12 protein-coding genes and 3 pseudogenes are annotated in these 14518 nt (G+C 37.6%); 7 read left to right on the forward strand and 8 right to left on the reverse strand.

Annotated features, from left to right (window positions below; all coding sequences use genetic code 11):
- Positions 1–246 precede the first annotated feature (246 nt).
- Positions 247–627 (reverse strand): annotated as a pseudogene (locus CXF72_RS08665) (sigma-54-dependent Fis family transcriptional regulator); the annotation flags it as partial.
- 813 nt (positions 628–1440) lie between these two features.
- Here CXF72_RS08665 and CXF72_RS08675 point away from each other — a divergent pair.
- Positions 1441–1770, forward strand: a complete 330-nt coding sequence (locus tag CXF72_RS08675; RefSeq protein WP_101038574.1) for a transposase — start codon at positions 1441–1443, stop codon at positions 1768–1770.
- A 677-nt stretch (positions 1771–2447) separates the two neighbouring features.
- Here the strand turns inward: CXF72_RS08675 and CXF72_RS08680 are convergent.
- Both CXF72_RS08680 and CXF72_RS08685 read right to left on the reverse strand, forming a co-directional pair.
- A complete protein-coding gene (locus tag CXF72_RS08680) occupies positions 2448–4400 on the reverse strand; it encodes an acyltransferase family protein (protein WP_101038575.1) in 1953 nt (650 codons plus the stop codon).
- A 654-nt stretch (positions 4401–5054) separates the two neighbouring features.
- Positions 5055–5404, reverse strand: a pseudogene (locus CXF72_RS08685) (transposase); the annotation flags it as partial.
- A gap of 392 nt (positions 5405–5796) precedes the next feature.
- On the opposite strand from CXF72_RS08685, the gene CXF72_RS19310 reads away from it, so the two are divergent.
- Together CXF72_RS19310 and CXF72_RS20225 are read left to right on the forward strand one after the other, a co-directional pair.
- Positions 5797–5976 (forward strand): hypothetical protein, encoded by a 180-nt coding sequence (locus CXF72_RS19310; protein ID WP_157823220.1) that lies wholly within the window; start codon positions 5797–5799, stop codon positions 5974–5976.
- 52 nt (positions 5977–6028) lie between these two features.
- Positions 6029–6351, forward strand: a pseudogene (locus tag CXF72_RS20225) (sensor histidine kinase).
- Between the two features lie 65 nt (positions 6352–6416).
- Here the strand turns inward: CXF72_RS20225 and CXF72_RS08700 are convergent.
- Positions 6417–6914 carry a hypothetical protein gene (locus tag CXF72_RS08700; protein ID WP_157823221.1) on the reverse strand — a complete coding sequence of 166 codons (498 nt, stop codon included), beginning with the start codon at positions 6912–6914 and terminating at the stop codon, positions 6417–6419.
- A 25-nt stretch (positions 6915–6939) separates the two neighbouring features.
- A complete protein-coding gene (locus tag CXF72_RS08705) occupies positions 6940–8574 on the reverse strand; it encodes an LruC domain-containing protein (protein ID WP_101038578.1) in 1635 nt (544 codons plus the stop codon).
- A 304-nt stretch (positions 8575–8878) separates the two neighbouring features.
- Between CXF72_RS08705 and CXF72_RS08710 the strand changes: the two genes are divergently transcribed.
- The 3 genes from CXF72_RS08710 (at position 8879) to CXF72_RS08720 (ending at position 11852) form a co-directional block, all read left to right on the forward strand.
- Positions 8879–9619 carry a hypothetical protein gene (locus CXF72_RS08710; protein WP_101038579.1) on the forward strand — a complete coding sequence of 247 codons (741 nt, stop codon included), beginning with the start codon at positions 8879–8881 and terminating at the stop codon, positions 9617–9619.
- A 236-nt stretch (positions 9620–9855) separates the two neighbouring features.
- Positions 9856–11148: a WecB/TagA/CpsF family glycosyltransferase gene (locus CXF72_RS08715; RefSeq protein WP_232784922.1), complete on the forward strand. Its 1293-nt coding sequence runs from the start codon at positions 9856–9858 to the stop codon at positions 11146–11148.
- Positions 11149–11156: 8 nt separating this feature from the next.
- Positions 11157–11852: a sugar transferase gene (locus tag CXF72_RS08720; protein WP_198552542.1), complete on the forward strand. Its 696-nt coding sequence runs from the start codon at positions 11157–11159 to the stop codon at positions 11850–11852.
- Positions 11853–12022: 170 nt separating this feature from the next.
- Here the strand turns inward: CXF72_RS08720 and CXF72_RS20030 are convergent, their stop codons facing one another.
- The 3 genes from CXF72_RS20030 to CXF72_RS20230 all read right to left on the reverse strand — a co-directional run bounded on the left by CXF72_RS20030 (position 12023) and on the right by CXF72_RS20230 (position 12835).
- Positions 12023–12145, reverse strand: a complete 123-nt coding sequence (locus CXF72_RS20030) for a hypothetical protein (protein WP_269801169.1) — start codon at positions 12143–12145, stop codon at positions 12023–12025.
- An 87-nt stretch (positions 12146–12232) separates the two neighbouring features.
- A complete protein-coding gene (locus tag CXF72_RS08725; protein WP_101038581.1) occupies positions 12233–12424 on the reverse strand; it encodes a hypothetical protein in 192 nt (63 codons plus the stop codon).
- 63 nt (positions 12425–12487) lie between these two features.
- Positions 12488–12835 carry a transposase gene (locus CXF72_RS20230; protein ID WP_442966035.1) on the reverse strand — a complete coding sequence of 116 codons (348 nt, stop codon included), beginning with the start codon at positions 12833–12835 and terminating at the stop codon, positions 12488–12490.
- Positions 12836–13223: 388 nt separating this feature from the next.
- Here CXF72_RS20230 and CXF72_RS08730 point away from each other — a divergent pair, with 388 nt between their 5' ends.
- Complete coding sequence (locus CXF72_RS08730) at positions 13224–14513, forward strand: polysaccharide biosynthesis/export family protein (protein WP_232784923.1); 1290 nt, start codon at positions 13224–13226, stop codon at positions 14511–14513.
- Positions 14514–14518 lie beyond the last annotated feature (5 nt).

Genomic DNA, 14518 nt, shown 5'->3' on the forward strand with positions numbered 1-14518 from the left:
CCATTACCTCATGTTGCGTCTTGCTCTGGTCTACGACCTTGCGCCTGACAAAGCATCTTGAAGTAACATGGGTATAGTAGGCCTAAAATAATAAAACCAACTAATGTAAAAAATCCTGACTGAAAGTCAGGATTTCTGCATTACAAACCTCTTGAGAGGATGAGTAAATTCTAATTTCTCGCTAGGCTCGCCAAATAGCCCCATACTAGTTGATGCTTCTAAAGACTAAATAGGAGCATTACCCATTCATTTTTTACGGTATATGGTCGAAGGGATACCCCCTAATAATGCAGCCGCTTTAGGCACATTAGCAGCACAAAAATCAATGGCGGCTTCGGTTGGCATCTTCTCTATTTTCCATAAAGGTAATACTTCAGAGGCTGATATTGGCAGTGGAGTGCCTTTTTCAACCGCCTCTTCAACATTAGCTTTAGTTAGTTGCTTTGTGCTTAATAAATGCGGACTAACCACAGTAGTAGATAATGACTTAATGATCATTTCTGAGGTTATTTGTGTGCCAGTATTAAGTACCCCCATAGCCTGAAAAATATTTTCTAATTGACCGATATTACCCGGCCAATCATAATCACAAATAATCTTAATCACATCGAGTGATAAGTGTGTGAAATGCTTATGTTCCGAGGATAAGTAGAATAAACGTCATTTTTCATTAGATCCAAAATCTACTTTAGTTCATAATTTCATATTGACTTCTTTTTCATCTTAATGAAGCTACGAAAGTCAGATACTTCTCATATACTCACCCGTCTTTACAAAATTTTAGGTAAAGGGCAAGTGCGTCCCGCTGTTGTGCAAACCAGCTATGAATATTACTTTTGTTTATGATGAACGTATGTTTATGCAAATAGACTTGCCTGAGGAGGTGAGCTACTTTCCGGAAGAAAACTAAGGCGTTATGTGATGTGATCGACGCCCATCCCCAATGGCGTTATGTTAGCCATAATTAGATTAGATCGTTTAATCCAAGGAGCATCGCATGAACATTAAAGTGGTTGGTATTGATTTAGCTAAACATTATTTTCAAGTTGGTGTTTTAACTGAGCAAGATGTGATCCATTCTGATAAAAAGTCACAAGAGCACGTCTATTAGATGTGGTTCGCCAATTTGCCAGAAGGCACGCTGATCGCTATCGAGGCATGCGGTACTTCGAATTACTGGCCCCGTACTTTTGCTAAAATAGGTTTTAAAATAAAACTTATTCCACCTCAATACGTTAAGCCATTTGTTGGTCATCACAAAAATGATGCTAATGATGCCACGCGATATGTGAAGCTGCCTCTCGTTCAAGTATTCATAGCGTTCCAACAAAAACTGTCGAGCTTCAAGATATTAAATCCATAAGATGCATAAGACAACAAAGAGTCGAACAACGCCTTGCCGCTGCTAATCAATTAAAAGGCTTAGCCAGTGAGTATGGCGTGGTAATCGCAAAAAGCTTTAAGTGTTTAAAAGAGCAGGTGCCTATCGCACTAGAAGATGCCGAAAATGAATTATCACTTGTGATGAGACGTATGCTTTATGATTTACTGACAGAGATTAATGCCCTTACCCTTGGTATCAAATCATTAACCAATGATCTTGAAGCGCTCTGCAAACAACAACCACGATATCAAGCTCTGTTGGCTATTCCAGGATTTGGTCCGATTGTAACCACTGCGTTTTTAAGTCAGGTTGGCTCAGGAGAGCAGTTCTCAAATTGTCGGCAATTATCTGCGTGGTGTGGTTTAGTTCCTCGTCAATTCAGTTAAAGAGGAAAAACAAAACGGGGCAAAATCACCAAGAATGGTAATTACGAATTAAGCGAGTTGTGCATTTAAAAGTGCATAATTAACGAGTAAAAAAAGTAGATAAGTAAAATATACACCCTAGTTTAAGTTTGCAATGCTTGATGAAAAACGGTCAACCATTCCTGTGAAAACCTGCTTTGGGGCTTGGCATGTAAATGTCGACTTTGTGATTAGGAGACAGGACTCGGATTACACTATGGCGCAGGTTATTGACAACCTACTGAGACGTCGGATATATGACAGCAGACTGTAATCTTCATTAAAATTGCAATAAACAGGGCGTCCATATATGCCCCATAGCGTTATAAATCTATAAATTACCCACCAACATTCATTTCGACATGACAAATATTTAGCTTATTGAGAGTATATGCGTTAAAAGAATCGCCTCGTCATCACTCGGTAAAAAATGAAATTTTTACCGAGTATAATTGCCCTCGCCTTAATAATCACTAAAATAGAGCGCCTAGAGCATTTATCGGCTGTGATCGCGACTCATTGATTAACTGGTTAGGATATAATAAATAAATCGGTGCCTGTTATTTTGTTGTACACCTTTTATAAACGCTTGCTGTATCTTCAACCATGGTTAGCAGAATAACATACTAGCCCGCAGATTTTGCTCGAAACATTGCATTTTAATAACGTAAAAAGCTATTGGGAAGGCGCCTGGCAATGACTTCTTCACCAAAACTTGATAAGTGATCACCATCATCCCACAGTATTTTTTTACAGTTCATAAAATCTTGGGGGAATTTATACTTTAACAGCTGATTTTGAGATAGGAATTTTACATTCTTTAAGATAGAAATATTATTTTCGATATGATTATCAAGTAAATCAAACGCCCCTTTTTGATTTGGCCGTAACTTAAATTCAAAATTACAACCTTTCTGCAACAAATGTCTATTAGTAAAATGCGGTTCAACCCTACTACCGAACCAAGTAACGGGTACAAATTCACTTATTGATGACAAATAGGCACTTACTGTATCAACATGCCCAATGTCAACACTAATGTTATCAACACTTTCTGAGAAGGCCAGTTTACTAAACATATTCTTTGAACCTTTATTACCTTGCTCATCAATTAATAAATAAGATCCACCTTGCTCATAAATAACATGGTTAAATACATGGTTATTTATTGAGATAAAGTCTGTGACTTTTTCATACTTGCAATGGCTCTTTAGTGTATGTGGTCGACAGCCCTCAGTGCTTGTTACTCCAACAATAAATTGATTACTAAATTTAGAAGTAACCATATTGAATAAGTCATTCGCATGACTATCACCTAATATTAAAATACCTGCGCCATATTTAGCTTTACACTGTTTAAATCTTAGTGCCGCTTGAGCTGTCAGGGTCTGCACATTAAAACGACAAGCTGAAAAGTCTTGATTGGCATTCACATCTTCCTGACCATTGTCAGGTTTTTCAGTTCTCTCTTCAATAACCAAATATGTTTTTTGTGTTAATGAATCTTGCCTTGTTTGCCAACCATTCTCACCATTGGTGTAATCGTTATAAAAAGATAGAAATCCTATTAGAAAAACCATAAACAAGGGCTTACACTTTAAGTAATCGAATGGCTGAGCAAAGGTATTGCTAAACTTAGTTTTCTCAATATATTTATTACTCAAAAAACCCAAGGTTATTGACAACACAATGCCTAAAAAGATAAATAAATCATTTAATGAGAAAAAATAAATAGCGACAACTACAGGCCAGTGCCATAGATAGATAGAATAAGACCAAGCACCAATTTTTTGGAAAACTAGATTGCTGGTGATAAAACTGTCTTTTCTTTTTGCTAGTAAAATTAAATAGGCCCCTAACACTGGCCATAATGACAAATAGCCTGGCCAATAGTTATCTTTTGAGATTAAAAAGTAAGAACCCACAATCAAAGTTAAGCCAAACCCCTCTACTAGTTTTTTATTTTTATCTTTTAGATTAACAGGGTATAGGTAAGCAATGCCGCCGAACATCATTTCCCACGCCCTCGTTGGTAGTAGGTAATATGCACCGTTAGGCCATTTGTAGGTAGCGATGACACAAAAAATAAAGCCTAAGACCGTTCCAAGTAGTACCGTCACTTTCATCGTCTTTACAGGCATGAACTTATGTATAGCGACAAGGATTAATGGATAAATTATATAGAATTGCCATTCGACTGATAATGACCACGTATGCAATAGCCATTTTTCATGTGAGCTCGCATCAAAATAACCTGACTCTCCCCAGTAAATAATATTGGAAAAAAAACCGATACTACTGCCAACATGTTGACCTAATGATTTATAATCAAGCGGTGTTAAATAAAACCAACCAAATACGAGTAAGACTAAACAAAGCACTGCTAAGGCAGGAATAATTCTATTTGCACGGGCAACATAAAATTTTACAATAGAAAAGTTTCCTTGTTCAATCCCCCTGAATATTATGCCCGTCATTAGAAAACCTGAAATAACAAAAAACACATCAACACCTGCAAAACCACCAGGCATCCAAGACGCATTGAAATGAAATAGCAAAACAGCTATTACAGCAATAGCTCTTAATCCATTAATATCGTTTCTAAATTGCATAATATCCACCGAGAGATAACGTTACCTCACCCTTTACTGAAAAGTATGCACAAAACAAGCCAATGAAATGATATTTTTCATTGGCTTGGATAAATTATCAGTGTTTATATAAGTAAGATATTTCGCAAAAAATCATGCTATGTTAATTGATAATGAAACAGGGATAGAGATAAAATCAAAGTGGGTTAATCAAAAAATAGCCGGTAAAGATCAATGTAACAATCAAACTTATTTGTTTACAAACAAATGTTTAAAGATATCTTTGCTGTGTAAAATAACCCTGACACGGCATTTTGGTTAAAAATCGACCGCGCAAGATGTTGTTATATAATGCAAACCACTTCACGTCATTCAGTTTAGCTATGCAACACCACCTATAAGTAACGTTTAATCATTTTTTATATAAAATGGGCATAATATTAGCAAAACAGAAATAAATAGAACCATAATATTAGCAAAACAGAAATAGATAGGACCATAATATTAGCAAAATGGGAGTAAATCCGTAACTATGCCACACACTGGCTAATTAGGTGAAAGTACATTCAGTTCACTTTTTTTCGGGGCTTTTATCTGATGACTAATTCATCGGGAATGAATTAGGACAACCAAAGGTTGCCCGTAGGGTGAGAAACAGGGATGTTTCTCATCTAAACGCATTTTGCCATCGTTATCTTCGGCATACACACCGTCGAGAAATAGCATGTGAAAATGGATATTTAAATTCAACGCTGAACCGAATCGTTGGATCAGTGTTACCGCACCCATTTTGCGGTCTGTTTGTTGTAGCCTGCTTTTTTAGTGATATGTGTAGCAAGTATGCGATAGACAACCCCTAATACTTTTCCCATGATCTGAGGGTAGCTGGCAAACAGAAACCTAAGCTAAAAAGGAAAGCTCAATACCCATTGTCGTATAGGCTCATATGGCAGCTTTTTAATTTACAAGAAGTCATCCACCAGTCAGGCTGTACTTTCTACCATTCGTCGTGCGCCACAACTCGGGAAACAACTTGAGAATTACACCAGGGAACTATACGAGAGCAATCAGTCTTTGCAAGCTTCTTTAGCCAGCTCAAAAAAAAAGCAGGCAGAACTCGAGTTTCTTTCTAAAGCATCTGATGATGTTATCTCCAAACTCTCTGTTATACCAATCCGCATAAGTAAATGGTCTAAAATTGCGCAGGAAAAAGTAATGATAGCAAGACGTTTGATTGAGCAATAGCTGGCTATTGAGATTGAAAACAACGAAGCTAGCGTTAATTTTAACAAGTAAGATAGGTCAGATATTTATGCGGATTGGTATTATAGAACGGCTATTAAATACGGTCGAATTAACTGGAAATTTTCTCTCTGCAGAATATGGCTTTTTCCTCATTACTAAATCAGGGTCCCCGGTGGATATTGATAACACCAAAATTTGGAATCAGGAGGCCGGATGGTCACTCGATAAAGAGATTCTCTTAGCGTCAATGAAATATTTTCCATTAGCTGAGGATCCTGTTTACCAGTCTTGGTGTGTATCACCAATCCATTCAGGGGATACAGGTACATTAGCCCTTTATCATGGGAGATAAAGGGCAGCTGCAGCAAGTATTTGTTAACCTGTTCGTCAATGCTTTTTATGCCATGGATAATAACGGGGTATTAAGTATAACGGTTAGTGAGGATATTGACTTCTTGAATGTTCAAGTCACTGATACGGGAAGGGGTATGGACAAAAAAACCTTCAACAGCTGTTCACGCCATTCTTTACGACAAAACCAATAGGAGAAGACACCGGATTAGGATTATCAGTTTCATATGCGATTATCGAGTCTCATAACGCAACAATAAACGTCAAGTCTGTTGAAGGTGTCGGTACCATTTTTGAGTTATCCTTTTCCAAAATATCAGTCAAAATAAAAAAATGTCGACTTTTTAGGGGTAAATCCTACATCATTGGTGTTTGATCAGCGTCAATATTAACGCCACAATAGTAATTAATGTTGACTCTCACTTAACGATTATTTACACCTTATTCCACTTGAAAAAAATGACTAATGTATTGCGTATCATCTAGTTCAATGATCACTTTATTGTTCTCACTTTGTATTTTCAACTCAAGTAAGACCCTTTTAACCGAACTTGACAGTTCTAACGCTTGATAGACACGACCGTGTTCATCTGAACGGACAATACCTATTAGTACTTTCTGTTCGAGTCGTTGATCATATAGGTCTAAAACATCCTCCGGTATATTAGAAATAAGCGCAATGGCACCCGATACAGGTTGTCCATTCAGATCAACAACCGATATATCCACGGTCATCGATTTAAAGGTGTCAAAACGAAAATCAGGTTCGACATAAAGCTCTTTTGAACGACCCGCATTAGCATCAAGCTTCCCAGCCGATGGCTGATAATCTTGTGTTGTCTTGCCAGTGGCAGTTGCCGGTAACAGCAAAACTAAGCACAGTGTCGTCAAGGCTAGCGTAATGGTGCGTGACTTGACAATATATCCTGTATTTGACAATAATTTTTTCATTACGTTAATCCTTTTATGGGTTAATTATGCTGGGAACATAAAAGTGGCTTGTGCGCTCACTCGTTTTATACCATGCAGTAGCGAGGCCTCCCGAACTTTCAACCCACTCTTCATAACCAGGATAAGCCCACAAAACATCTATGTACTCCCGAGGGTGAGCCCAGTTGTCGCTAATTTTTAGACCCCAAGGTAAATTTGTGCTAGATCTAAAGTAGCGGTCTTGATTTACATCAGAGGTATCATCTTCAGTTCCAAAACGAGCAAAGTTAAACCAGTCTGTTGGCGCGTAGCCCGGCATATGAATTTCTAGAGTACGATCATTTGAACGGTAGATAAAAAAATCAATGGCCGAGTGGTTTAATGACACCAAACCACTGGTAAATTTCACGTCAAAAGTAAATGCGACTGGTGCAAACTCAGCACAGTTTTTGTTGGTGTTAAACAACGAACATTGCCCAGTCTCACCGGTTTCAGTGAAGGTTTTACTATTACCCCATAAAGAAATTACGGCGTCTGTTTGATTTGACTCTGGTTGTTTGTTGTACGTTATATTATTGATGGTAAAATTCGCGGATTCAACTTGTGAAGCTGGAATGTCGACTAACCTTAGGGCAAAACCATTAGCCTTTTCTCCACCACGGGCTGAGATTAAGCCCTGAATAATAAAACCACTGACCAGCCCTGAAGCATCATACGTTGTCTGAAAGCGCTCTTTAACGACTAAATCATTAAAGTCGTAGTCACCAAGTTTTGGCCAATTATCCTCATAAGCGAGGGTGACGAAATCACTTTTGCTTGGAAAATAAGTACTGTATGCTCGTCGATAATCATATGGAAATTCATCTAAAGAATTAATCAAACCATCAGCATCACTATCGTTAACATTGGGAACGTTAGTTAAGGATTCTTTATGGATGGCAGTTCCTGGGCTTGTTTTGATGCTAAATACCGCATCATTAAAATCGTTATCACCCCATGTCCCCGGTAAATCTTCAAAACCCAAAATCACTTCACCGACCCCTTCATCATAAAGCATCACCGTATGTTGACGTAAAGCAGGATCTACTTCTGGATTAAGATATGGTAATGAGTAGTAGTAAGGTGTTTCTTCCGATTTTACACCCGTATAATAATCAAAACCATTAGCGGCAATTAAAAATCCTATGCTGGTGCCCGCAGGAAAAGTACCCAAACTTAATCTATGGCCACCGGCCATATGAGGCGATGACAAATTGGGGAAAACGATAGTTTCCATTACTTCAGCGCTAGTTTGTGGTGGATTGTCACGGTCAAAAGTGAAAAAACCAAAAGAATTTTTATAGCCCGTTCCTTCGTGAACAAAAGTAACAAATACTTCACCTTCCTCATCCAGATCGACTATGGACCCACAATCATCAGTTATAAAAGCTTCATTTACCTCACTTTCTGGCAGTGCATTGTTGATACGGGCAAAGAAATCTGTGGTGTATTCACTGGCACTCCACAATAGATTGTCTGGCTTACCAATATTTTGTTCGTACCCCACTGGCCAAGGCTGACCAGACAAAAATTGCCAGACATAGTCGCCATTTTCTTGCTCTGTCGCTAAGGTAGAATAACTCAGTAGTATTAATATACTGATAAAACTAAAGCTGAATTTTTTTTTCATAATATTGCTTCCTAATCCTGTAATTAACCTTAAGTGAACCATCGATATGGTGGTTTTATCTGAATTACTAGGAATACAATGCTTACATCGAGCCAACTTTTATATCTTCTAAAAAATAACTACTTAGGTGCTTTTTTAGGTATTTTTAAAGGATAAATGATTGTTTTTTTGCAATTTGCATCGCAGATCACAATATTTTATCAATTCGCAGGGGAAAAGTAGCAAATTAAGCCTTATTAGATATGGATTGGTTCTTGCATGTAGTTATTACTGTGATTGTCCACCAAAAGAAAAGGCGACTAGTATGGCAAATAAGACATTGATCTTTAGCATTGCTCTCAACGGCTACCAATGGTTATACCGTAATTGTATTGATTCACAGCGAGCTTATGCAAAACACTATGGCTATGAGTATTTAGTGATCTCTCGTCCATATTTTACTTCACTGGGTGTTGAGTGTTGTTGGTTAAAGTTGACCGTGCTACTTGAAGCCTTAAAGGCTGGATACGACACCGTGTTATTTGTCGATGCTGATGCTTATATAAAGACAAGTGCACATCAACTTGAATCTCTGCTTCAACCAGATAAATATTTGTATCTTGCCAAAAGCTACAGCGGACGTTTTAATTCAGGTGTAATTTTGATTAATAATCATTTAAAAATACAACAATGGTTAACGGATGTTATCTCGGCTAGACATCTCACAGTGTTACCGGAATATGATGTTGGCTGGGGAGAAAACGGCCACATCATTGAGTACACTCAAAATTGTGAGTTTGTCTCTACGCTCGATCGACGTTGGAATAACACCTACGATATACATTTATCTGATTATATAAGGCATTTTAGTTTCGGCCCTCTACGTCAAAATTTTTTACTTAACCTCAGTCATAAGGTGCTTGGACGAGCTACCAGAGTGCTAACAAAATTGCAGAGATACGCACGGACACTTCATCTGCTAAATAGCTCTCAAGATCCCTTAATAAAACTAACAAAAGCTGCATTACACACAACCAAGTTGTTCTCTAAGAACAATCCTACCTGATTCCATCTTTAAGCTTTTATCATTTAACGAATATTTTCAAGTTGCATTTCTAAAATGATAATTAAAATTAAAAAATAATCAAAAAAAAACATAAAATATAAAAATAACATTAAAATACAATGACTTAAGAAGAAAACAAAAGTTGGCATCATTTAAGCATTGTTACTGATCAAAGATTAGCACAGACAACCATTGGACTTATTTACCTCTAATAGTTGCAGTCATCGGAGAAAAGTATGTTATCTAAATTTATACAAGTAATGAGCAAGCGTCATAATTTAGAGATAAATCGATCACAAGATAAACGCTATGCAGGGTGTGAACTTAATCAAGCAATTAGTGTGTGTTTATTAGTACTGTGCTTACCCATTATTCTTGTTAATACCTTACTTGCACTTATTCAGAATAAATCAGTACTTCAACCAGTACAACAAAAGGATTGCTTAAAACGAGTGGTTGAATATTACCATTTCAGCTCAGGTGTAATGAAAAATATAGCGGTACTAGAGGCGGTATTTAGTAAACGTATTAGTTTATGTGGTATGCCAATGAACATTGAGTTGACGAGAAAAAATCGCGCGGTTTTATCTTGTTATAGCTATATACCAGCCGGTCTATTTGATGCAATAACTATCCATGAGTCCAGTGGATTACACACGGTAAATAAAGTTGTTTTACTTAAAAATCAATTCGAAGGAACGCGAACTAGTTACCTTAAACTGTTAGTTAGAGGAGTGTTGAGTCAATTAATTTTTCATGGGCAAAACTTACACTTAAAATGCCCCACAGTTTTTTACCTTTTTGGCCTAAAGATACATAACGACTCCATGGCGGATGCCATAAATTGGGTGATGACTAAACCACTAGAAATGACCATCAAGCAAGGTTGTAAAGTCGGTTTTTTTATTAATGTCAATTCAGTCAACCTAGCGCACAAAAACCCTCAATTCAAAGCTCATCTCAGTCAGGCCGACCATTGTTTTTCAGATGGTTTAGGCATGCGTATCGCTGCTAGAAAAATAGGGGTACAACTTAAAGATAATGTTAATGGCACTGATATGTTGCCATACCTATGCAAGGCTGCTGTTGCAAAAGGTCTGTCAATTTATTTACTGGGGGGCAAACCTAGTATCGCAAAAGCTACCGCCCAAAACCTTTGCCAGCAATATCCAGGCCTACGCATTGCTGGCAGCGAACATGGTTATTTTGAGGTAAACAGTTCTCTTAAAGTGATTGAAAAAATCAATGAATCCCAGGCAGATATTTTACTCGTTGCTATGGGATCACCTAGCCAAGAAAAATGGCTCATTCAACATGCAGATCTCATTAAATGTCGGACGGCTCTAGCGGTTGGCGGTTTATTCGATTTTTACTCTGGAAGGATATCTCGTGCTCCACTATGGCTCCGAGAGCTTGGCATGGAATGGATATGGCGCCTTATCCAGGAACCTAAAGCCAAGTTCACTCGTTACATTATAGGTAACCCTTTATTTTTATTCCGTACCTTTATACTTAATCAAGCAAGCTGAGGATATTAATGATGAATATCACCAATTTTTTTTATCTAAATAGTTTAACAGACCAAGATATACACAGTACCGCATTGCCCAAACAGGTGCTAATGTTGGGTCAACATCGTGGCATACCTCTGTTTATCCAACGGTTAATTGCTTTAGTGACATTAATCCTACTGACACCGGTTTTACTCATTACCACCTTCATTATTTGTTTGGAAAGTAAGGGAAGTTTTTTATACAGTCAAGACCGTATTGGTAAATATGGGCGACATTTTAAAATGTATAAATTTCGTTCGATGTATCTTAAAAGTGATCCAAACTACCACGAACCTGATCCAAGTCAAAGTAATCGTGACGGTGTCTGTAAAAAGTATAAAAAGGATCCGCGTATTACCACTGTCGGTTGGTTCATTCGCAAATTTTCTATCGATGAGTTACCCCAGCTTTACAATGTTATCATCGGTGATATGGTGTTAATCGGTCCTCGTCCTGCACTGTCAAATGAAGTTGATCAATATTCATACAATGCTTTGGGCCGTCTTAATGGTATACCAGGATTGTCTGGCTTATGGCAAGTGTCAGGCAGAGCTGACACCAATTTTGACACCCAAGTTGATCTGGATAAGAGTTATCTTTGGCAACAGAGTATCCTATTGGATATAAAGATCATACTGGCTACCTTCCCTGTTGTGTTGTCAGCTGAGGGGGCCTATTAATCGCATAAAATGGTGAACTAATAAGCGATATCAACATCGCTTATTTTTGTCAGATATAACGCTATTGGCGACCTCCCAATTAACGGTGTCTGTGATAATAACAGGCTGTTTTCATTAGGATTATTGTTAGATTCAAAAAACCTAAACCAACTTAAATAATTATCTAAATATTAAATATTAAATCGATTCATCCATCCATGAAGTCGACCGTGGTAGGCATTAACGTTTTGAATATGAAATACTTTTTCAATAACACGAATACCTTTGGTTAAATTAACCGCTTTATGACCCATACCTAATTTCTTAGTTAATACTCTATATGATCGAAAGCCATCGCTACAAATAACGGAATCCTTATCAATATGTTTGTTTAATAACTGCTAGAAAGCTTCTCCTGTCGAACTATCTAAACATTTATCAAACGTATTATATTGCCTATCTCGAGCGACAATAACAGCCACCCAATCCCCTTTAGCACGGCCTCTACCCGCTTTATCTACACCTCGATGGTGTTTTGTATGGGATAATTTTCTGCTTCCCTTTTCTGAGTACCTAAATAATATTTCATCCATTTCAACTATTCCGGATAAATGAGTATTATCTTGAATATTTAGTAGCTTGAGGAATTTATGTCGTCATAGAAAAGCAGTGTTTTTGGTGATTTCACAAGAAGCTGCACTACGCCTTACGGTCAAACTATTAAGCATACAGGAGAAATAGTTTAACCACTTTTCAGGATTTATTAGTCGATAAAAAGGTGTATTGAATGTAGACATAAAGCTTTTTGAATATGCTTTACAGAGGTAGCGTTGACGATTATTTATTTTCCCGTTTCGTTTGATGCTTGGAGAGTGACAATGTGGGCAAGTAGATACGCTATCTTGATGCCCAGTTAATACATCAAGGCAACTTTGGCCTGATACTTGACCATTTAACAATTTGACTAATAAATGCTTTTTATCAAGCGATAGTTCACTGACCATTCATTCGAGTTGTTTAAATGAATTATTCATAATAACCTCACTTAACGAACTGGATATAATCACAGTGCAGCATCAGTTAACTAAAACATCGCCAACGTTATTGGTTAAAACTTTTCATATCGTCTACCAACTCCGAGAATATATTTTACTGTTTCTATTTTTTATCTAAAATAGACGCCTTAATGACTCCTCAATCCCCTATAATCTTTACTTTTTATTTTTCGCAAATTAAAAAAATACGTTTTAAATACTTCCAAAAATGCGAAAGTCAATTTTTTAAAAAAATAAACACTTATAAAACAATTAGTTATTTTTAATTATTATTGGCCTAATTTGTGCAATGAATATCTATATAGATTTGTCCCAATACTAATAAAGGGAATATTTGATGAAAAATATTTGGCCTAACATAAACACCCGATTAAAGGCGATGTTAGTCGGTGGTTTATTAGCTGTCGCTACCTTAAGTGGTTGTACCAACCGTGATAGCTTACAAGCAATAAATAATCACTCATCAGGATTTTACGGCGCGATGAATGATCATGGTGAGCTATTCACTCAACAAAGCATCCCCGCCAAAGCGTTTGAGAGTCAATTAAACTGTACTGATAAAGACCAGTTTTCTGCGCCACTGAATTACCGGGTAGACAAACCGATATTATCATCATCACCCAGCCAGACACCCTTGCCTGCCAATATTCATCCCTCACGTAATGCCTTACCTCTTAGCCCCGGAGATATGTTAGAAATTATGATGGAATATGGCGAAGGCTTTAACGGTATTTATGTATTGGATAATTTTGGACTATTAACCTTACCAATACTTGATGCAATAGATGCATCTGGCATGTCGCCTAAAGATCTGTCTAAGCAGATCGAATTAGCACTGATCAAAGCCCATATTTTTCGCTCAGCCACCGCAACCGTAAATGTTAAAGTTCTCCACTTAGCTGCCATAGAAATTCCAGTAACGGGTGCTGTTTTCCAACCGGGAAGGGTCTTAATTAATGACAAAAGTGCGACAGGAAAAATGGATCAGAGAATCAACGCTAGTGGCGATTACAGCAACAAAAGATTACTTTCAGAAGCGCTCCGGGCTGCATCGGGGATTCGACCTGACGCCAAACTAGACCAAATTATACTGATTCGTCAGGGCTGGCAGATTGAAGTTGATTTAACCGGAATATTAACTGGTTTACCGGTCAAAGATTATCCATTGATTGCCGGTGATCAGGTAATAGTGCCAAGTACAGGATGCTTTCAATCCCACCTAGTTCGTCCCAGTCAAATAACTCCAAAAGGTTTTCGCGTTTTTATGTCCAATTTGATTGATTCCGCACAGAGTAATTCCGGTGCAGCGGTCAACAAATATTCCACCAATCTACCTTACGGAACCAAACTGCTTCAAGCTGCTGTATCAGCAAATTGTGTTGGCGGAAAAGAATGGACTAATGCCTCACGTAAAGTCATGTTGGCGAGTATCAATCCGATGACAAATCAAACTCAGGTAATTGAGCGTTCGGTAGAACAATTGGTCAGACAAGCCAATCGTGATGAAATTAATCCTTACGTTATGCCTAATGATGCCATTGCTTGTTACGACTCTAGCATAACCAATTTGCGCGAAGTAGCACGAACTGTTTTAGATGTAATAACTCCATTTACCTTGTTATTTTAGGACGC

The sequence above is a fragment of the Psychromonas sp. MB-3u-54 genome, assembly GCF_002836415.1.
Lineage (GTDB): Bacteria > Pseudomonadota > Gammaproteobacteria > Enterobacterales > Psychromonadaceae > Psychromonas.